At 57.0% G+C, this 20,028-nt stretch carries 17 protein-coding genes and 5 pseudogenes; 16 read left to right on the top strand and 6 right to left on the bottom strand.

Going from position 1 to position 20,028, the window contains the following annotated elements; genetic code table 11:
* Nucleotides 1-42 precede the first annotated feature (42 nt).
* Nucleotides 43-723, top strand: a pseudogene (locus HNQ36_RS14015) (IS3 family transposase); the annotation flags it as partial.
* Between the two features lie 77 nt (nt 724-800).
* Here the strand turns inward: HNQ36_RS14015 and HNQ36_RS14010 are convergent.
* The gene (locus HNQ36_RS14010; protein WP_184086077.1) at nt 801-2,402 is read right to left on the bottom strand and encodes a GMC family oxidoreductase; all 1,602 of its coding nucleotides are present in this window, start codon (nt 2,400-2,402) and stop codon (nt 801-803) included.
* Nucleotides 2,403-3,239: 837 nt separating this feature from the next.
* Here HNQ36_RS14010 and HNQ36_RS14005 point away from each other — a divergent pair.
* On the top strand, nt 3,240-3,971 hold the full coding sequence (locus HNQ36_RS14005; protein ID WP_184086076.1) for a FadR/GntR family transcriptional regulator: 732 nt from the start codon (nt 3,240-3,242) through the stop codon (nt 3,969-3,971).
* 101 nt (nt 3,972-4,072) lie between these two features.
* A pseudogene (locus tag HNQ36_RS26675) lies at nt 4,073-4,457 on the top strand (transposase); the annotation flags it as partial.
* On the opposite strand, the pseudogene HNQ36_RS13995 reads toward HNQ36_RS26675, so the two are convergent.
* Nucleotides 4,449-4,664: pseudogene (locus HNQ36_RS13995) on the bottom strand (transposase); the annotation flags it as partial. The pseudogenes HNQ36_RS26675 and HNQ36_RS13995 sit on opposite strands and share 9 nt — an antisense overlap.
* Before the next feature lie 349 nt (nt 4,665-5,013).
* On the opposite strand from HNQ36_RS13995, the gene HNQ36_RS13990 reads away from it, so the two are divergent.
* From HNQ36_RS13990 to HNQ36_RS13980, 3 genes are all read left to right on the top strand, one after another.
* Nucleotides 5,014-5,433: a hypothetical protein gene (locus HNQ36_RS13990; protein ID WP_184087053.1), complete on the top strand. Its 420-nt coding sequence runs from the start codon at nt 5,014-5,016 to the stop codon at nt 5,431-5,433.
* Nucleotides 5,434-5,697: 264 nt separating this feature from the next.
* Nucleotides 5,698-7,203 (top strand): class I adenylate-forming enzyme family protein, encoded by a 1,506-nt coding sequence (locus HNQ36_RS13985; protein ID WP_246395387.1) that lies wholly within the window; start codon nt 5,698-5,700, stop codon nt 7,201-7,203.
* A gap of 84 nt (nt 7,204-7,287) precedes the next feature.
* A complete protein-coding gene (locus HNQ36_RS13980; protein ID WP_184086072.1) occupies nt 7,288-7,569 on the top strand; it encodes a helix-turn-helix domain-containing protein in 282 nt (93 codons plus the stop codon).
* A gap of 28 nt (nt 7,570-7,597) precedes the next feature.
* Here HNQ36_RS13980 and HNQ36_RS13975 read toward each other — a convergent pair.
* Nucleotides 7,598-8,739, bottom strand: a protein-coding gene (locus tag HNQ36_RS13975) for an IS3 family transposase (RefSeq protein ID WP_184086070.1) whose coding sequence is annotated in 2 segments (ribosomal slippage) — nt 7,598-8,475 and nt 8,475-8,739 — 1,143 coding nt in all. Because the reading frame shifts where the segments join, the coding sequence is not laid out codon by codon here.
* A 64-nt stretch (nt 8,740-8,803) separates the two neighbouring features.
* On the opposite strand from HNQ36_RS13975, the pseudogene HNQ36_RS13970 reads away from it, so the two are divergent.
* From HNQ36_RS13970 to HNQ36_RS13955, 4 genes and pseudogenes are all read left to right on the top strand, one after another.
* Nucleotides 8,804-9,076: pseudogene (locus HNQ36_RS13970) on the top strand (cysteine hydrolase family protein); the annotation flags it as partial.
* Between the two features lie 426 nt (nt 9,077-9,502).
* Nucleotides 9,503-11,116, top strand: coding sequence for a heavy metal translocating P-type ATPase (locus HNQ36_RS13965; RefSeq protein WP_347339976.1), 1,614 nt, complete (start codon nt 9,503-9,505; stop codon nt 11,114-11,116).
* A 292-nt stretch (nt 11,117-11,408) separates the two neighbouring features.
* Nucleotides 11,409-12,329 (top strand): universal stress protein, encoded by a 921-nt coding sequence (locus tag HNQ36_RS13960; protein WP_184086068.1) that lies wholly within the window; start codon nt 11,409-11,411, stop codon nt 12,327-12,329.
* A gap of 190 nt (nt 12,330-12,519) precedes the next feature.
* Entirely contained in the window at nt 12,520-13,362 is an 843-nt protein-coding gene (locus HNQ36_RS13955; RefSeq protein WP_184086066.1) for a universal stress protein, read from the top strand.
* Nucleotides 13,363-13,830: 468 nt separating this feature from the next.
* On the opposite strand, the gene HNQ36_RS13950 is transcribed toward HNQ36_RS13955, so the two are convergent.
* Nucleotides 13,831-14,553 carry a Crp/Fnr family transcriptional regulator gene (locus HNQ36_RS13950; protein WP_184086064.1) on the bottom strand — a complete coding sequence of 241 codons (723 nt, stop codon included), beginning with the start codon at nt 14,551-14,553 and terminating at the stop codon, nt 13,831-13,833.
* A gap of 221 nt (nt 14,554-14,774) precedes the next feature.
* Between HNQ36_RS13950 and HNQ36_RS13945 the strand changes: the two genes are divergently transcribed.
* From HNQ36_RS13945 to HNQ36_RS13920, 6 genes are all read left to right on the top strand, one after another.
* A complete protein-coding gene (locus HNQ36_RS13945; RefSeq protein ID WP_347339969.1) occupies nt 14,775-14,930 on the top strand; it encodes a cupredoxin domain-containing protein in 156 nt (51 codons plus the stop codon).
* An 88-nt stretch (nt 14,931-15,018) separates the two neighbouring features.
* The gene (locus tag HNQ36_RS13940) at nt 15,019-15,225 is read left to right on the top strand and encodes a hypothetical protein (protein WP_184086062.1); all 207 of its coding nucleotides are present in this window, start codon (nt 15,019-15,021) and stop codon (nt 15,223-15,225) included.
* Nucleotides 15,222-16,589, top strand: coding sequence for a hypothetical protein (locus tag HNQ36_RS13935; RefSeq protein WP_184086060.1), 1,368 nt, complete (start codon nt 15,222-15,224; stop codon nt 16,587-16,589). The genes HNQ36_RS13940 and HNQ36_RS13935 overlap by 4 nt, the downstream gene beginning before the upstream one ends.
* Entirely contained in the window at nt 16,586-17,089 is a 504-nt protein-coding gene (locus HNQ36_RS13930; protein ID WP_184086058.1) for a DUF2249 domain-containing protein, read from the top strand. The genes HNQ36_RS13935 and HNQ36_RS13930 overlap by 4 nt, the downstream gene beginning before the upstream one ends.
* On the top strand, nt 17,086-17,403 hold the full coding sequence (locus HNQ36_RS13925; RefSeq protein WP_184086056.1) for a metal-sulfur cluster assembly factor: 318 nt from the start codon (nt 17,086-17,088) through the stop codon (nt 17,401-17,403). Before HNQ36_RS13930 ends, HNQ36_RS13925 begins: the two co-directional genes overlap by 4 nt.
* Nucleotides 17,404-17,484: 81 nt before the next feature.
* Nucleotides 17,485-17,916 carry a hypothetical protein gene (locus tag HNQ36_RS13920; RefSeq protein ID WP_184086054.1) on the top strand — a complete coding sequence of 144 codons (432 nt, stop codon included), beginning with the start codon at nt 17,485-17,487 and terminating at the stop codon, nt 17,914-17,916.
* A 117-nt stretch (nt 17,917-18,033) separates the two neighbouring features.
* Here HNQ36_RS13920 and tnpC read toward each other — a convergent pair.
* Both tnpC and tnpA read right to left on the bottom strand, forming a co-directional pair.
* Nucleotides 18,034-19,059 (bottom strand): annotated as a pseudogene (gene tnpC / locus HNQ36_RS13915) (IS66 family transposase); the annotation flags it as partial.
* Nucleotides 19,060-19,115: 56 nt separating this feature from the next.
* Nucleotides 19,116-19,622 (bottom strand): IS66 family insertion sequence element accessory protein TnpA, encoded by a 507-nt coding sequence (gene tnpA, locus HNQ36_RS13910; RefSeq protein ID WP_184086052.1) that lies wholly within the window; start codon nt 19,620-19,622, stop codon nt 19,116-19,118.
* Nucleotides 19,623-20,028 lie beyond the last annotated feature (406 nt).

Below are 20,028 nucleotides of genomic sequence, written 5' to 3'. Positions count from 1 at the left end.
ATTCCAGTTCAAACTGGCCTAATTTGGCGGGGGCACGTCAGCCTGGCGGCCAGTCGGGTGCGCCACGGCTATCGGCGTCTCCACATCCTTCTGCTGCGGGAAGGCTATCGTTTGAACCACAAGCGAACCTACCGGCTGTATCGCGAAGAAGGGCTCTCCATCAGGTCGAAAATACCGAAGCGGAAGCGAGCCTGGCGCTATCGCTCGGGTCGGCCAGAGATCGCCAGCGTGAACCAATGCTGGGCGATGGACTTCATGTCGGATGCGCTGTTCGACGGCCGCCCGTTCCGGCTTTTGACCATTGTCGATTGCCACACGCGAGAATCACTTGCGATCGTTCCGAGAACGAATTTTAGAGCCCCCCAGGTCGTCGATGTTCTCGACCAACTGGAGAAGGAGCGCGGCAAACCCCAGACTGTCCGCTGCGACAATGGCCCGGAGTTTGCCGGCAGAATGCTGGATCAATGGGCACATCTTAGCGGCGTGGAGATCGACTTCTCCAGACCTGGAAAGCCAACGGATAACGCATTTTGCGAGGCCTTCAATGGGCGGCTACGCGCAGAATGTCTCAACGCATCATGGTTCCTGTCGATGGCTGATGCCATCGATCGACTCGACGAATGGAGGCGCCACTATAACAACGACAGACCACATACCTCGCTCGGCAACTTGACGCCGAACGAGTTCGCGCGACAAACTCAAACAGCCCGAGAAATTGCCTAGAACCTGGACCACAAAACGGGGCAGCTCTAATAAGTGGAAAATTCCAGTTCAAACTGGACTAATTTGGCGGGGGCACGTCACGCGGAGTCGCCGTTGAGAATGATATCTGCAGCCTTTTCCGCTATAGCCATAATTGGCAAGTTTGTGTTCCCGCTGATCACAGTTGGCAGTATGGAGGCGTCGATAACCCTAAGGTTATCGATGCCTCGGACTCTCAACTGGGGATCAACAACAGCTTCATTGTCTTTACCCATGCGGCAAGTACCGACTGGGTGATAAATCGTTTCTGCGCGCTCACGTATCCATTTCTTAAGGGATGCCTGACCAGAAAACGCGTCGCAGTCCAGCTTGCGTTTGATATGTTGCTTCAGCGCCGATTGCTCAGCGATTTCGCACATACTCTCGATCCCGCTCTGCATGCTAACAAGGTCTGATTCCTCAGAAAGGAATCGCGGATCAATTGCAGGAGCGTCTGACGGATCCGCTGTTCGAAGTTTGAGCGTTCCTCGGCTCTTGGGACGAAGCTGGCAGACGCGGACAGCGAAACCATGAGCAATTTGCTCGCCGGACGGGGGGCTTCGCAACGCTAGGATAAGGTGGGCCTGCCATTCGGGCAGGGAAGAACTACTGTCAGGGCCCCAGAATGCGCCGGCCTCGACCCCCTGAGATGCGGCGGGACCGTTTCCGCGAAGCATGTATTGTGCACCCGCCAGACCTCCTTTTAACAGCCCAAGATAAGGAGTAAGTGTAATTGGTTGGGACGCTTCGAAACGAAGCGGGCAGTCGAGATGATCTTGCAAATTTTCTCCCACGCCGACAGAATCTAGAGTGGGTTTTATGCCGACTGATTTAAGATGATCAGCTGGACCTATCCCCGACAACATGAGGAGTTGTGGCGACCCGAGCGCTCCGGCGGCTAGTAGCACTTCGCGCTCTGCCGTGATTGTCATTTCCCGACCGCCCCTTTCGATCACCACGCCTCGCGCGCGCGACCCTTCGATCGCTAGTTGCCGGACCGCGCAATCGGTCATGATCGTGAGGTTTCTTCGATCTTTCCCCAGGTCAAGATATTTGTAAGCCCCAGATCGCTTGCCATTCGCGATGGTGAGTTCATAGAAGCCTGCACCAATCTGGGAGGTGCCGTTAAAGCCATCGTTCCTTGGCAAGCCAGCGGATACGGCGCTTTCAATGAATGCTTTAGAGATTGCATGCTGTAGCGTGCCATATGAGAGCTGAATAGGTCCTGAGTACCCTCGGTCAGGATCACAATCGTCTGCGACCGACCTAGCATCTTCAATTTTTCGAAAATATGGTCGCATAGACTCGTGACTCCAGGACGGCAGTCCTTGGGCGGCCCACGAGTCGTAGTCCCACGGATTGCCACGGATCGCGATCATGGAATTGATCGAGGACGATCCTCCGACGACCCGACCGCGAGGTATGTATATATTCCGATTGTTCAGATGGGTTTGAGGCTCAGTCCAAAAGCGCCAGTTGTACTTTTTGCTCGTGTAGAGAACACGAATGCCCGCCGGCATATGAACGAATACGGAGGATGCGGGCGATCCTGCTTCGATGAGCAAAACTTTGATCTTAGGATCCTCGCTTAACCGCGAAGCCAATACGCATCCAGCCGAACCTGCGCCAACAACGACGTAATCATATGCAAGGGATTTCATTTCCAGGTCCTCTTGAGCAAAAAGTGAGCACTCGCGGGAGAGTGTCAGCCAAACGTCACGGTAACTATTTCAATCCCGCTCGGCGTCCAAAACTTAGTCGCTCGACTTCAATTGTTGGATGGGTCTACCATATTGGTAGACCAAAATAGCTCGCCGTGGGCTCGACGTCAACCGATAGGGGGATTGTTTGGTCGCCGAGCATTGATGATCATGCTTGTTACCGCGTCCTTTCTGATCATACTGATGAAGAAAGCCGGTGACGCGCCACTGGGTCGCTTATCCAAAAAAAGAGCGAGAAGATCGTAAAATCTCTAGACCGTTAGCACTCAAATTCTGCTACGAGTAGTGATCGTACATAAAATGCGTCTGCATTCGGGGACCGCGCGTAAGCGCCCAATTCTGCGCCGATGACAAAGATCGAGCCATGTCGGTCCGAGCTGCGATATGCCCTCAAGAGGGTCGGCAACGGACTTTGTACGCCACGCCGAAGGCCGCGTTACTTGAATATCGTTCAGGGCCAGATCGGGCCTACCAATTTAGTGCACCGCAACTATATCCGTGAAGTGGGCAAAATCGAGCAGAACTGCGTCAGATTCGAATAATTTCACTTTCCATTCAATGGCCACGCTGCTGTCGATAATGCCTCGCACCCGTCTGTAGACGCTGGCTTATTCAGTGTGATCCTCCTCTAACCGAGAACACAACCTTTCAAATACACCTACTTATCGATTAAAGTGACGCATTGCAGATTTGGGCATTCTCGCGGTTGCTTGGAACGCGATCCCTATAATCGCAACCACGTGTCTTGCAGGACCAAACAACAAAGAGTGCAAAACAATGACCGAGCGCGATCGAGCTGATCAATTTATGGTACCTTCAAATGCCGTGGGAAAAATTCTCTCATTCATCCGCGAACGTCGCTACCAACCTTCGGAGCGCCTTCCGTCTGAACGCGATTTCGCTGAGAAATTTGACACCAGCCGTGGTGCTGTTCGTGAGGCATTGGCAACTTTGGAAGCGATGCGCGTTGTTGAAAGGCGCCCCAACTCCGGCATATATCTTCGAAATTCCGACGACAGTAGTATCGAAGCGCTCGTCCTTCACGCCGAATCCGGACTTCCATTCCAAGCCGATGAGATCGCCGATGTATTCGAGGTGCGGCGTATGCTTGAAGTGCAAGCTGTCAGGCTGGCTTGCAGCCGCAGAACAGCTGATAACATTCGTGATCTGCATACGATTCTAACAAACACTGCGAAGCGCATCGCAAAAAAGCAGACGATTGAGTTCGAAGATGAGGCTTTTCACCTTGGGATTTTTATTGCGACCAAAAACGACATTCTGCTTCGTGTTGTAAAATCCTTTTATGAAAGGTCCCGACAGCGGCGGCGCGTCTACTTTACGGATCAAGGGCGAGGACGTCGCTCGTATGAAGATCATTGCAAGATTCTTGAAGCGATCGAAAATCGTCGCGTCGGTCAAGCCGAACAAGTGATGAGCGACCATCTATCCCAAACGATAGAGAATTGGCAGCGCTTGCTTGGCGAGCCAAATTTGCCCAAGAAACGGTAGGCGCTCCTGAAACTTCCGAGGCTCGGCCACCGATGCGGAGATTCTGTTCAGACTGACCTGCCACTGTCGATTTCCTCCACGGAGAGTTAGAGTCCGGCCTTGTGAAGGGTGGACAAAAGCGAGCCAAGTTTACGGAAGAGCAGATTATCGAGGTTTTGCGAGAACACGAGGCGCGCGCGAAGACAGCGGATCTCGCCGCGCAAGCACGGCGTCTCGGAGGCGACGCTATTATTGGAAGCCAAATATGGTGGCATGGATGTTACCGAGGCCAAGCGACTGAAGCGGCACGAGGACAAGAATGCCAAGCTGAAGAAAATTTTGGCGGAGCAGATGCTGGATGCAGCCGCACTCCGCGAGCTTCTGGTAAAAAATGGTAGGGCCCTCGCCGCCAAGCGCGAAGGTGTCGCGCATCTGCAGGCCGCATTGGGCCTCTCAGAACGTCGGGCCTGCAACGTCGTCGATGCCGATCGCAAGATGATCCGCCACCACCCGCTTCAGCTTCGCGTTCTCGTCTTCAAGCTGTTTCAGCCGACGGATCTCGGCGACGCCCATGCCGGCGTAAACTTTCTTCCACCGGTAGAACGTCGGCTCTGAGACCCCCATCTTGCGGCAGATCTCCTCGATCGTCGTGCCGCTGTCAGCCTGCCTCAGCGCAAAGGCAATCTGCTCCTCCGAAAACCGCTTCCGCTTCATGGCATCCTCCCTCCGTGGGGTTCAGAATGCCGATCCCGAAGAGAAGCGCGGCTCCTGCGAGTTACATTTTACGTCGGATTGGTGGGAAAGGCTTGAAAGTGTTTGACCTCGATTGGCCAATTAGAGAAGTCTCTATCCCGCTGGTCCAAAATATCCGTCAGGTCATGGCGTCGCGCTCATTCCCTCAATGGTGAGATATCAGTCAGGAATTAGTTCTAGATATACTTGTCACATATCAATGTCGTGCTGACGTAACCCATCGCATCAATCTTACGCTCGTTGCGATCCGTGAGAGCCAAGCGCGTATTCGGCTATCACTCACGACGGATCGACCACAACGATATGTTGACTGTGGCATTTCCCAGCTTTAGGTCTGCACGGTAGGGCTGACCGAAGCGGAAGCCGGCGCGCAGTTCATTCGCGCCGGTATCTACAAAACCAATTTCAAGCCGATCATGGCGACGATGTAGGCAACACAAGTCGCATTTTCATGAAGCTCATTGTCGATGTTTCGACCAGTCACGTGCTTATCGGTCACACCACATCACCTGACGCCGCCGAGACTATCCAGATTGTCGGTGATGTAATCAGGATGCAAACGACTAAGGCAGATTTCGACGTCACCATCGCGGTGAATCAATCCTCGGCGAAAGAGCTTATGACCATGCGCGTGCCCACGCAGCATTACGTCGCGCGAGTGCCGGAATGGGCGGATCAGAAATATTCTCCGAACACGATGTTCCGTGCGGCCTTCCATCTCTTACGCTGATTCAGCCCGCTGAACGACGCACGGCAACTGAGGATACCTGTCAAATCTCCATTCTTGACATGGCAAAAAAATGGAATTACCAGATTGGTAGTATCAGTAGTCCAGCATCTTCTTGGGTGTGATCAACCAGTGTCGCAAGATAACATTTGGCTCCGTGTACTGAGCGGTTGTTGTGTTCTTGAGAATGTTCCCAAAGATATACATTGTGGAGAAAGATGATCGATGATTCCGGATCTATTGTCGAATTTGCCACCTAGAATCCACATGATATTGGAGGAGGGTGCAAAGGAGGGGGCGTCCCGAATTGCATTCACTGATGAAAATGGTGCGGAGTGGAGCTATCGGCGTCTGATCGACACTGTTGCCGATGTTGCTGGGAAAATGGCAGAATTGGGTGTTCGTCCTGGCGACCGTGTTATGGTGGTTTGTGAGAATTCGATCGCCGCAATTGTCCTGATGTACGCTGCAAGTCGATTGGACGCGTGGAGCGTGATGACTAGCGCTCGTCTCAGCTCACGCGAGATTGATTTAATCAAGGAAGACAGCAGTCCCCGCCGTGTATTCTACACCCACATCATTTCTTCGGAAGCGGACGCTCACGCACGGCGCCATGGCGCAACTCTGGAGCTATTTGACGAGATCGGTAGGGTGAAAGTTGGAAGCCTCGATGCGGGAACCATGGCCGAAAAGGTTGAAGGTGATCCCGCAAAGCAGGTTGCTACGCTGATCTACACAACGGGAACGACAGGCCGCCCCAAGGGGGTGATGCTGAGCCATCGTAATCTTGCATTTGTTGCCTGCCGTGGAAAAGTAACGAAGACCATTTTCGCGGATGATGTTTCGTTATGCCTCATGCCCATCTCGCATTCGTACGGGCTTGCTCTGATGCAAGGACTGCTCTTTGCGGGAGGCCATTCGCGAATTATGTCGCGCTTTTCTCTCGCGCAGACAATCGAAGTCATTCAAAATGGTACGCTGACATTTTTCGCAGCCGTGCCAGCTTTATTTGCCCGCCTCGTTGCTCATGCTGACCAAACTGATCTTCAACTCATGCCAAATCGGTTGCGGTACGCCTACACTGGGACGGCGCCGCTCGATCTATCGCTTCGCCAAAATGTCGAGCGGGTGCTCGGCGTGGTACTTCACAACGGTTATGGCCTAACTGAGACGTCGCCTACTATTAGCCGCACTCTGTATGAGATGGGAAGCAATGAGGTCAACATAGGTACTCCAATTCCTGGAGTTGAGATCAAGGTTGTTGGGTCCGATGGCTGCGAGATTATGGATGGCTCTCCGGGTGAGCTGCATGTGCGTGGACCTAACGTGATGCTTGGCTATTTCCGTCAGCCAGAGCTTACGGAGGCGGTAATTGATAAGGATGGATACTTGAATACTGGCGATGTTGTGAGCGTTAATTCAAAGCAAGAGCTGGTAGTGCAGGGGCGCACTAAAGAATTGATCATTCGTTCAGGCTTCAACGTTTATCCTCCGGAGATTGAGGCGGCGCTCAATACGCATCCAGCAGTTTTGAATTCTGCCGTCGTTGGGCGGTCAATCGAAGGTAATGAGGAAATTATCGCCTTTGTTGAGCCGGTTCCCGGCTGCCATATAGAGATAGACGCACTGTTTGCGTTGCTGGATGAGCACCTCGCTCGGTACAAAAAACCTCAGAAGATAATCGTGATGCCACAGCTTCCAATTGCTCCGAACGGCAAGATCAGAAAGAATGACTTGAAGAAGTACGCTGAAACGCTGCCTTCTTTCGCCTAGTAGGTATCTTCAAAGCTTGTAGGAATGTACGGACTTGCGAGACATCCTTTAACCTAAGCCTCAACGGCAGGAAGGATGATCAGGATGTACAAATTCAGGCGCGATGTGGACCACAAGCTGCGGGTGCTCCAACACGCTGACAAGATTGGTGATGTCGGCAAGGCGTGTCGGTATTTTGGCGTCGGCAGAGCCAGCTTCTATCGCTGGCGGACGGCTTTTCGGCAGCACGGCCTGGCAGGCCTCGAGAACTGCAAAACAGCGCCGAAGAATCCCGCCAATGGCACGTCTCCGGAGATCGTCGAGAAGGTCCTGCACCTTCGTAAGACCTATCGTCTCGGGCCCATACGGATCGTCTGGTTGACCTGACGGATATTTTGGAGCAGCGGGATAGAGATTACTGCATTGCTGCGCTCCGATCCAGATGCGTCGGTGGGGCTGATGTTTGGGGCGCCGGTGGTCGATAATTCAGGGAAGAGTGCGGTCTGATCGCGTTGTAGTGCTTGCGCCATTGCTCGAGGACGACGGTAGCCTCCTTCAGACTGAAGAATATTTCGCCGTTCAGGCATTCATCGCGCAGTTTCCCGTTGAAGGACTCGCAGTAGCCATTCTCCCATGGGCTGCCGGGCGCTATGTAGAGCGTCTTCGATCCCAGCTTTGCAAACCAGCTGCGCACAATCTTTGCCGTCATCTCCGCGCCGTTGTCAGAACGCACGTGTTCCGGCACACCGCGCTCGATCATCACGTCGGCCATGGTCTCGATAACGCCAAAGCCAAAGCTGTTGATGCGACGGGCCACCCTGATCGCCAGGCATTCCCGCGTGAACTCGTCGATCAAAGTCATCAACCGGAGTTTGCGCCCATCGTGGGTTTGCGCTTCCACAAAATCGTAGCTCCAAACATGATTGCGATGCTGCGGTCGCAACCGGATGCAGGATCCGTCGTTGAGCCACAGCCGGCCGCGCGGTCGCTGCTTCCTGGGTACCTTCAGCCCCTCACGGCGCCAGATTCGCTGAACTCGATCACAACCCACTTGCCAGCCTGCGTCGACCAGCAGAGATGTGATCCGGCGATAGCCATATCGTCCGTATTGCGATGCTAGAGAGACAATCGCTCTCGTCAGCGCATCTTCATCGGCCCGAACGATGCTGGTGTATCGCTGTGTCCCGCGAGGCTGGCTGACGATCCGGCAGGCATGGCGTTCGGAGATACCATACTTCCCTCGAATGCCCTCTACCGCCTGCCGGCGCCGCTCAGGGCTTATAAGTTTCCCGAGGCAACGTCCTTGAGCACCTGCTTCTCAAGCGACAGATCGGCGACGAGACGCTTGAGGCGGACATTCTCCCGCTCCAGGTCCTTCATCCGCTTCGCCTGATCGAGCTCAAGGCCACCGTATTCCTTTCGCCAGCGATAATAACTCTGTTGCGAAATCCCGGCTTCCCGGTACGTCACTGGCGCACCCTTACCCTGCGACATCAACACTTCGATCTGACGGAGCAACACCACGATCTGCTCCGCGCTGAACCTCTTCTTCGGCATACCAAAGCTCCTTTCCAAGCTGACTTTCTCACAAAGCTTGGTCCAAGAAACCCAGGTCAGGTCACTGCAGAATCTTGGTGTGACCCATCTCATTCTTCGCGGTATCACGACCGATGTCTGCGTGCACACGATCATGCGGCAGGCTAACGATCTCGGATATTGGTGCCTGTTGCTCAAGGACAGCGTCGGCGCGACCGATGTGGGCAACCACGATGCGGCAATCAAAATGGTAAAGATGCAGGGTGGCGTTTTCGGCTGGGTCTCGGATACCTTTCGTTTGCGTGAGGGGTTGAAAAGGGGCGAATCTGATTACGCAGTAGAGGCGCTTCAGCATTAAAGCACTTGCGATCGGCTCGAGGCAGCTCGGTCTGGAAACCTCAGGCAGGTTCAGAATGCTCGAAAAAATTGCGCTCAACATGGAACAGTTGGTGGTCAGGATCATAGCAGTATCGGCATGCCAGGCGCTGGCATGCATATTTGAGAATGTGCATGATCATAAGAATGCTCGACATTGACCGTCTTCGATAGAGTTGAATCTGCAGTGCGCCGCGTCGGCTATCGGCGCTACGGCTCCCGTCTGCTGGTTTTCGTCGCGCTGCTTGGCCTGGCGGTGGGCGGCTGGTTCTGGTGGCATGGCGATGCTGATCGGTCCCATCTCACTTGGGCGCTTGGGACGATTCCCGTTCTGCTCGCATTGTTCGTGCAGATTATCGGATCGCTGCGCCGGGGCGATATTGGGCTCGACGTCGTTGCGGCGCTTTCCATGTCGGCGGCGCTTGTTTTCGGGGAAACTCTTGCCGGCAATGTCGTAGCGTTGATGTATGCTGGCGGCCAATTGCTGGAGAGTTTTGCCGAAGGACAGGCACGGCGCGAAATGACAGCGCTTCTCGGTCGCGTCGCGTTCACTGCGATGCGCTATCGCGATCATGCCCTTGAAGAAGTTCCGATCGTGACGATCCGGCAAGGAGACCGCCTGCTCATTCGGCAGGGCGAGGTTCTACCGGTGGATGGTCACATCGTCGACGGCGTAGCTGTGCTTGACCTCTCGGCCTTAACCGGAGAATCAATACCCAAAAGTCTCACGCGCGGTGGCGAGGTGCTGAGCGGGTCCACCCTTGTCGGCGCGCCCTTCGATCTAATCGCGAGCAGGCCAGCCTCCGAAAGCACCTATGCGCGAATTGTCCGCCTCGTCGAGGCGGCTCAGGCGAGCAAATCGCCGATGGCGCGCTTGGCCGACCGCTATGCCATTGGCTTTCTGGTGCTGACCGTATCCATCGCCGCCATCGCCTGGGCCGTTAGCAACGATCCGATCCGCGCTTTGGCCGTGCTGGTGGTGGCGACGCCTTGCCCTTTGATCCTCGCCGTTCCCGTGGCGATTATCTCCGGCATGTCGCGAGCCGCGAAATCCGGGGCGTTGGTCAAAGACGGCGCAGCGCTGGAAGCGCTGGCCCGCGTGCAGACGGCTATTCTTGATAAAACCGGGACGCTCACTGAGGGACGCCCCGCGATCACGGAAATCAGGACGCGCTATGGCTTTTCCGATAACGACGTGCTCGGGCTGGCCGCAAGTTTAGATCAGGCATCGGCGCACGTCGTGGCGACGACGCTCATCCAGGCGGCCACTGAGGCGGGGCTGACGCTCTTGCCGCCCTCCGATATCACGGAAGTTCCCGGCAAGGGGATCGAGGGTACGGTCGGCGGTCGACGTGTTGCGATCGGCGGCGATACCTATGTGCGCAACCGCAGCAGTGGCGACGGCCAAATGGTTGGCGGACTCGACCCGCCCCCTGGCGTGATGTCGGTTGCGGTTGCGGTGGATGGCGTGGTCGCGGGCGTCATCCTGCTTCAGGACCAATTGCGGGAGGATGCGCGCTCCACGCTCGATGCGCTGAGGGCGGCCGGAATCGAACGGATCGTGCTGGCTTCCGGCGATATGGATCACATTGCGCAGGCGGTGGGCCAATCCCTCGGCGTCGACGAAATCCAGGGAGATTTGACGCCCGAAGGTAAAGTCGCTGCCGTTCGACGTGAAGCAGCAACGCGCCAAGTGATGATGGTGGGTGACGGCGTCAACGATGCGCCGGCTCTGGCCGCAGCCGATGTCGGGGTGGCGATGGGCGCGCGAGGCGCGGCTGCTTCTTCGGAGGCCGCGGGCGTGGTTCTGCTTGTCGATCAGCTGCTGCCGCTCGCCAGAGCGCTCGATATTGCGCGGCGGACTCGTGGCATTGCGCTGCAAAGCGTATTCGTCGGGCTGGGCCTATCCGTCTCCGGCATGGTGGTCGCGGCATTCGGCTATCTACCGCCCGTGCAGGGTGCGCTTATGCAGGAAGCGATCGACGTTGTTGTCATCCTCAATGCGCTGCGGGCGCTGCGATAGCACGGCCGTTCAGTGAATCGGCCGAGCCTTCGCGCATGCTTTTCGATCGAGGTCGAGGATCACGTGACGCCGGACGCGGCCAGCCAGCCGCTGCACGCCGTGACCGATTGGGGCCGCTATACGGAAGCTCTTTCCTACGATGATCAAACGTAAAATGTTGAGCCTGGATAACGTCTGACTTATTTCGTCTGCTAGCTTATCATTGCTTCAATTATCGTTCGGGCAGTCAACAGCATTTTCGTCGGTGCATCGGCAGTTCCGAGAACGGTCCCGATGACCACATAAAGCTGTGATGGAGGAGTATGATGATTATGATTTCGGGAGTGCCTCAAAGATGAAGATGATTCTGGCCGCTCTCGATCTGGAGATTCGAAGCGATGCGGTGCTGGCCCGAGCGGTCCAGTTGGCTGTGACACATGCTGCCCAGCTCGTGCTGCTCCATGTCATCGAAAGGGAGACGTTGTCCTATGTTGCCGGCGTATCGGGTCGCAGCGAAACCGATCTGCAGGATGAACTTAAACAGCAAATGCTCACGAGGCTTGAGGCTTTATTGAGCGAAACCGGGCGCACTCGGCGTAGCGTCTGCCGCGTTGAATTTGGATCGCCACACGAAGTCATTACTCGAGTGGCGCGTGAGATTTCCGCAGGTCTGATCGTAATCGGGCCGGGCAAAACACAATCGTTGAAGGAGAAGATTCTAGGCTCGACAGCTGACCGGGTGATCAGGACGGCGCCCACGCCGGTTCTTGTGGTCAGGCGCCAGCCAGTAAAGCCTTATATACAAGTAGCTGTCGCGGTTGATTTCTCGCCTCAATCGGCAGCTGCCGCTAGGGAAGCGCATAAACTGGCTCCGGATGGTAAAATCACGCTGATTCATGTTGACGATATTCCGCTAACCGTCGAGCAGGTCATGTTACGCGCTGGGACATCACAGGCGGCGATGGAAGAATACCGCTCGGCCAGAATCACCAAGGCTAGTCACGATCTTGCCGGATTCGCGCTTGAAGTGGCGGGCCCTAGCAAAACACAGAAGCGCAATCTGCAAGGCGTTCCTGGCGTCGTCCTCGGCCGTCTCTCACGCAGCAGCCGCGTCGATCTGCTGGCCCTCGGACCGCATGGCCGCAACGTGATTCTCCCGACCCTTCTTGGCAGCGTCACGCAACGGGTACTCAAGGAAGCAGCCTGCGACGTTCTGGTCGCCGGCCCCCGCTAACGCCCCTTGTACGCAAAGATAAAATATAACCTGATGTGGTCGTCATCGGCGGCGCGGGCATGGCCTCCTGCCGTAGTCCCTGCTCTGTAGCGTCGCGCAGGAATTTCGTCGGAAGCCAGCCGGTGATGTTCTGATTGTGGTTGATTCTCCGGACACAGCCAGGCGTTGCCAAAAAGGAGAGAGCTTCAAGATGTCGTTTAAGAAGATTCTTGTTCCGTTAGCCGATGTTGATAGTGACGCAGAAGCAATTGATGCTGCGCTCCACCTCGGTCGCGAGTTCGGAGCTCAGATCGTGGCGCTTTACGCCAAGATGGCAAACGGCAATCCATCGACCAATCGGACCAAACTTGCGGGCTCTGTCGAACGCGAGAATGGGTTCACAGATGAAACGGAGGTGGAGCGCGCCCGCACGCTGTTTCGGAATTGCTGCGCATCCCATCGCATCAACTGGCCCGGTGACATAGCGACTGAGGGGCTGTCGGCAAAGTTTCTAGAATTGCAAGGGATCGAAGCCGACTTAATTGCTCAGCATGGTCGCGTCTCCGATCTAACCGTATTCACGCATCCAAATTCACACGAATTCGACTGGCCAAACATTTCTATCCAGACCGCGCTGCGGGAGACATCTCGGCCTGTTCTGCTCGTACCAAGAACGATTACGCGAGTTGGCCAACGAAGTATAATTGCCTGGAATGGGTCATTAGAGAGTGCCCGCGCCATCGCATTTGCGATCCCTATTCTTCTGCGAAGCGCAGACACTCTCGTAGTCACAGTCGGCAACTACGACGTCCAACCCTCTGGAGAAGATGTCGTTGACTATTTAAAATGTCACGGAATCTTCGCGAAGAGCATGGTTGTTCCCATTGAACAAGAATCGGAGAGCTTAACGTTGCTTGCCGCCGCTTCGAATTTCGATGCGGATCTGACCATTCTCGGCGCATATACCCGCCATCGTAGCGGGCATCCTGTATTTGGCTCCATGACGATCGAAATGATCGAACAAAAGCAGATCGCAGTATTTATGTCTCACTAGAAATCGCTGCACTTGCCGTGGGCCTTCACCGTCAGGCTTGAATGCGTCATTGGAACGCTCTGACGGTCGTCGCTCGCGTCTAATGCGACAAGAACACTGGAATTTTGAGATTCGCACCGAAGATATCTATCGTCGCGCTACCGAACATGAGCGTTCGTTCAAATCCGTGAGCGTGTCCTCCCATTACAAGTAAATTCGCGTCTGCGCGTCTCGCATGTGTTAGGAGACTCATGCCGACGGTGAGATTCTCCCGATTGATAGTCTTGAATTTGGCATCAATGTTTCAGCGTGAGAGATAATGGCGGAGCCCGCTTTCCGAATCGGCTACCGAAAAGGTCTTGTCATCGATCACAGACACGATGTCTTCGGGAAAGTCGACTGGCGGATTGATGATGGGGGCTCGCGACCAACGGCACCATGTTTCTTCCGACGGTACGTCGGTCAACCATGGGCCTCCAGATACTGAAATCAGGGACCGGGCGTGCCGGGCCGGTCGTCTTTGTTACCTTCGGCAAGGCTGTGGAGCCGCTGCGAGTCGCGCAGGACGATTCGCTGCCGCCCGCCTTCGACCAGCCCCTGGCCTTCCCAAGCGCTGAGGATCCGGCTGACCGTGTGCAGCGTGGTGCCGGTCATCTCGGCGACGTCCTGACGGCTGATCGGGAAATCGATCTCGACCCCGGCCTCAACCTTGCGGCCGGCTTGTTTCGCAAGACGGAGGAGCGTGTGCGCGATCCGCTGTTCGACCTGTTCGTTCGAGATTTCGATCACGCGGGTCTGGGTATCCTGTAGGCGGCTACCGACGGTTTGCAGCGCGCTGCTGGAAAGGCTCGGGAATTTGGCGATCAGGCGCTGCCAAGACGATGATGGCCAAGCGAGGGCGATGCTATCGACCGCGGCCACTGCCGTCGCAGGGTAGTGTGACAGGTTCATGGCCTGTGCGACGCCGAACAGTTCGCCTGCGGACACGTAGCGAACAACGGTCTGCTGGCCTTGCGGCGTCGTCTTCTCGACGCGGAGATGGCCGTGGAGCAGCACGAAGAAGCGGTCGGCTTCCGCGCCCTGCTCGAACACGGCGGTACCCCTCGGGTAGCGGACCGAGCGAGCCTCGCGCAGCAACTCCTCCTGTTCGCCGGGATTCAGGCCGGAGAACATTGAGAGACTGGCGACCAAAGAACGGTCGACTGAGGCCATGGCACCTTTCCTTGCAATGCGCCGGACACTAACCGCCACCGCTGCAGGCCACAACACCGGGCCGAGCCTTGGGCACGGGAACCCGCCGGCTGGTTGCGCTGGCGCAAAGTCCGGGATCGACGGGTTGGATATCGAAGAAGGCGGAGCCCGGCAGTCGCCGGTCCGCAAAGGCGAGGACGAAATGACAGTAAGGTTGAAAGGCGGCACTGGTCGCTGCGATCGTGGTGCTGGCGGGAGCCGCGCATGCTGCGGAAATCGAAGTGAAGATGCTCAACAAGGGATCTGACGGGGTGGCGATGGTATTCGAGCCGTCCTTCGTGAAGATTGTGCCGGGCGATACCGTGAAGTTCGTGTCCACTCACGAGGACAACGCATGAGCGGACCGGAAAGCCGCGAAGCGCAGTTTGGGGATGCTCCCCGAAGCGGCGGCGCTGCTTGCCACACTATGGGATGGGGATAGTTGCCATGGGTTTCGAGCTTGTCGAAAAGCGTGGCGAATACCTGCTTGGCCTTGCCCGTTTGAGGCACGGCCTTCGCCTGATCGACGTTGGTCGGCGAACCGACCACGATCACGCTTCTGGTTTGCGTCGGGACAAAGAAACCGGATCGCTCCTGACTATTTTGAGGGAGACAATTGGAGGTCTCGTAATGGCGACTATGGCTCCATCATGATCGGCGGCAACCTTTCAAAATGGGCGATGAGCTACTTTGCGGCTGCGATCGTATGGTTGTTGGCAGCCGAGATCCTCATGGTCGCTGGCTTTGGCTATCCTGCTGTCGACGTCGCATCGCCCGATACGCTGGTGATAGTCCACATGATCTGCGTCGGCTGGCTCAGCATGGCGATGTGTGGGGCGTTATTCCAGTTCGTGCCCGTGCTGGTCGCGAAGCCCTTGTTTTCCGAGTGCTGGGAGCTGCCCGCTTTTGGTTTGCTCACGGCGGGTTTGATTGCACTATTGGCGGGTTTTCTGGCGCTGGGTGGGCGCCTGCCGGCCTGGCTCTGGCTGCTTCCGCTCGGTGCGACTTTGCTGATCGCCGGATTCGGTCTCATGACGATCGACCTTGTGTTGACGGTGTGGCGAGCCCGTCCCACCATGGGTCCGGCACATTTCGTGCTCGTCGGACTCGCTTCGCTGTGTGCGACAGCGTTGCTCGGCAGTGTGTTTGCGTGGTCGCTAGCCGGGCATGGTGGCGCCGCGTTCGGGGCGATTCTGGAATCGGGCGTTCCGCTTCACGCGATCGCTGGTTTGGGCGGCTGGCTGACGCTCACTGCAATGGGCGTCAGCTATCGCCTATTGTCGATGTTCATGTTGTCGCCGGACGTCGAAGGACGTCAGACTCGAGTTACGCTCCTCGCCGGTGCGGTGACGATCAGCATTGTCGTGACCGGCGGACTTCTCGCCATCGCGATGGAAACCGGACTTGACGTCGTGCTTCTGGCGACCGCTGTTCTGAGCCTCGCAACACTCTCTCTCTACGGCCGCGACATCGCGGGGCTCTACCGCAACCGCAAACGACGACAACTCGAGCTGAATACTCGCATGGCGGCCTACGGTTTCGTTAGTCTGGCCGCAGCGGCATTGCTCGGGATCGAACTGGTAGCCACCGGCTCGTTCTCGGCGCATGTCGGAGCCTTCACGTTCCTAATCGCCTTCGGTTGGCTTTCGGGGCTCGTCCTCGCCAAGCTCTACAAGATCGTCGCTTTTCTCACCTGGCTCGAAACCTATGGCCCTGCGATGGGGCGCGTGCCGACGCCCCGCGTGCAGGATCTTGTTGCCGAGCGGCGCGCTGCCAAGTGGTTCGCGGGCTATTTCATATCCGTCTGGATAGCGACCGGCGGTTTGCTGGCCGGCCAGCCGTCTGCTTTCCGTCTCGCTGTCCTCGCGATGACGGTGGCGACTGCCGGCATTGTGCGGCAACTCGTCCGGACGCGTCGCCTAAGGGATGTAGTCGAGCCGCTCCGTCTGCCGAGCGGAACGAGCTTTCCGCGACTTTTGTATTCTCGACCTGAACCATGCCGAAAGAAACAGTCATGACCCATTACATCGACGTTGACGTCCGTCCCATCCTGCGCGCGGGCGGTGAGCCGTTTTCGGCGATTATGGCTGCCCTGGATAATCTTCAACCCGACAATGGATTGCGCCTCTACGCGACCTTCAAGCCCATCCCGCTGTTCAGCGTCATGGCCGACAGGGGCTTCGTCCACTCGGAGAGAGAACTCGACGGTGGCGAGTGGGAGGTCCTGTTCACGCCAGCGGGGATAGCGCTCGCCGAATCTCCGCCGCCATCGCAAGTTTCGGATACTTGGCCGGAACCGGTCGTGCGGCTCGACAACCGGAACCTCGATCCTCCTGAACCGATGGTGCGGATCCTCAGCGCCGCCGAACAGCTCCTTCCCGGGGAGACGCTCGCTGCGCTGCTTCGCCGCGAGCCGGTCTTCCTGTTTCCGCATCTGGAAAAGCGGGGCTTCCAATGGCTCGGCGGTTTCACGTCGGACGGATCGGCCTACGAACTCACTGTCCGGGCGCCGGCATGAATGACGATGACCTCGTTGAACTGATCGGGGAAGCGCTCCGGACTGTCATCGACCCCGAACTCGGGCACAATATCGTCGACCTCGGACTTGTCTACACAATCATGGTCACCGACGGCCTCGCGCATATCGTGATGACGGCCACCACGCCGGGATGCCCGGCCGTCAGCTTTCTCAAGGATGGCGTCGCCAACTGCGCATCGCGCGTGCCTGGGGTCCGGTCGGTCGATGTCGTCATAACGTTCGACCCGCCGTGGACGCCGTTGATGATAGCAGCCGACGTCAAAGCCTTGCTCGGGTTTGCTAGCTTGCATTAAAGCTACGGCAAGTTGCGATGGCGCAAAGACGATACTCTCGCACCAGCTATCGTGATCGCGTTCAAACAGACGGAGCGCACCATGGTATCCCGTTCAAGCCCGATCCTCGGCCGCGTGATCGATAGTCTCACCGCATGGCTCGCACATCGCCGCGACATCGGAGAGCTTTCTCACCTGCCGCCGGGAGAGTTTTCCTCGATCGCAAGTGATCTTCGCCTCTCCCCGACCGATTTTGCGAGGCTGGCCGGCAAACGGCGCGGCAAGGCCGACAATCTTTGCAGACTGCTCAGCGCTCTTGGAATCGATAATTCGGCAATCGCCCGCACCGAACCGGCCGTCATGCGCGACATGGAACGCGTATGTGCTGCGTGTCTGAACACCGCGATATGTCAGGACGAACTTCGTGCCGGAACGGCGGCTCGGACCTATCAGGAATTCTGTGCAAACAGCGGCACGCTCGATGTGCTCGATCGAGAGGAGAGGCTGCCGCCGGCCCCGGCGAGAGCCTCATGAAACTCGGTTACTGAGAAAAGCCATTAGAAATGCAACAATGGCGTTGCCGGTGCTGATAACGCACCGCGCCCCTACCGTCGTTGAATTAAGTGTAAGCGTCCATTTCTTACACAAGGCCTAGGCTTTGCCTTTGATAGGTTGCCAATTCCATGGCAGCGTCTCGTCGAGACGGCTGGCGGGATGGCCGTCGATCATGCGTTGCAGGATGTCCTTTAGATAGCCAAACGGCTCGACGTTGTTGAGCTTTGCAGTGGTGATGAGTGAACAGACGGTTGCCCATCGCGCACCGCCGCCGTCCGAGCCCGCGAACAGATGGTTCTTGCGTCCCAGCGCAACGGGACGGATGGCGCGCTCGACGGTGTTGGTGTCGAGTTCGATACGCCCGTCATCGATGAACCGGCCAAGATCGCTCCAACGGGTCAACGCATAACGGATCGCATCGGCGAGGCCGCTGCGCGGCGGGATGTGTAGCAGCTTCGTCTCGAACCATAGCTTCATCGCCTCGACCAGTGGCAGTGACCGGGCTCGTCGCACGCCCTTGCGTGTACCGGCGCTCTCGCCACGGATGGTTGTCTTGATCGCATAGAGTTCGGCGATGCTCCTTAGCGCTTCAGCCGCAATGGGAGAGCCGGTCGCCTGATGGACCTCATAGAACTTGCGCCGCGTATGGACCCAACACGCGGCGAGCTGTATATTGCCGCCGACGCGGAGCCGGTCGAAGCCGGGATAACCGTCGACCTGAACAACCCCTCTGAATTGTGCCAGATGAGAAGCTGGACGTTTGGCCTTGCGATCGGGACTGTAGAAGTAGATCGCCGCCGGTGGATCAACTCCGCTCCAGGGACGGTCATCGCGGGCGTAAACCCAGAGCCTGCCGGTCTTGGTGCGACCGCCGCCGGGATCGAGCACCGGGATTGGCGTATCGTCGGCGAACAGTTTTTGCGAGGCGAAGGCGTGCTCGGCAAGCTTTGCCTGCAGCGGCTCCAGCCACCAGCAGGCGCCGCCCACCCAGTTCGCCAGGGTCGAGCGGTCGATCTCGACGCCGTGCCGGGCGAAGATTTGGCTCTGCCTGTAAAGCGGAAGGTGATCGCAGTACTTGGCGACCAGGACATGAGCGAGAAGACCGGGACTGGCGAGGCCCTTGCGCATATCGATGAAGCCGAAGGCCAGATGCACCTTTACGCCCGGAGGAAGCAGCGTCATGACACATGCTCCTTGTCGCTCAGCACCGCGTCAGTGATCTGCACGGCCACGAACATTGGCTCACCACCAACTGTCATCTCCTGCTTCCATCGAAACAGCACGCGCTCCGCGATCCCATAGTGCCGGGCAACGTCGGAGAAGCGCGCGTCTGGTCGTATCGCCTCCGCGAGGATTTGCCGTTTGTCGGCCTCGCTGAACTTCCGACGACGACCTTCACGTGCGGGTGGAATGACGGGGACCGACACTGGTAAGTCATGACTAAGACCATGACTAAGGGTATGACTTAGTCCATGACTTAAGTGGCGCCGCCGGTAGAGCAGCTTCGGTTCGGGCAGCCGGGGCTCGGCCTTGAACTTCGCCCGCCAGTTGCCGAACGTCTTGAGCGGAATGCCTTGAGCCGCGCAATACTCACGTTGATTCAACTCACTACGACACCACGCCTCATGATGCGCCCGCCAGAATGCTTCGCCATAGCGCTCACGCGGATGAAAACCCTTCGACATCTTGTCCTCCTCACCTGCAAATTGCTGGTGAGAACAGATCGCTTCCGCGATGCTAGGAACAAGTGTGCGAGAAATGGACGCTTACTTATTTGCAGGTAAAATTCCCTGTTTCGGCTTGAAAATTCCCTATTCTCCGAAAATCTTGCCTGATAAGTTGCGTAGGGAATTGCGGGAGAAGTCGCTGCAGCGCAGAGGGTTCTCGCTATGGAACTGGCTATTGGTGCCCTGGAATTGCAGAATTCCCTGTATTTTTCCCTGTTCGCAGGGAACTGCGTTGGAGACCGGTTCGCGGGTGACTGCTTCCACCACCATCCTTCCTTCTCAATGCGCGCAGCTGCGTGACTTGGCAGAGACACTCCTGGTTTGAATCTCGGCCCGCGGACGTGCGCCGATTGTAACCCACAGA

This window comes from Afipia massiliensis, assembly GCF_014203115.1.
GTDB classification, from domain to species: Bacteria; Pseudomonadota; Alphaproteobacteria; order Rhizobiales; family Xanthobacteraceae; genus Afipia; species Afipia massiliensis.
Note: the sequence above shows the minus strand (reverse complement) of the source record. Positions and strands in the feature narration are given on the sequence as shown.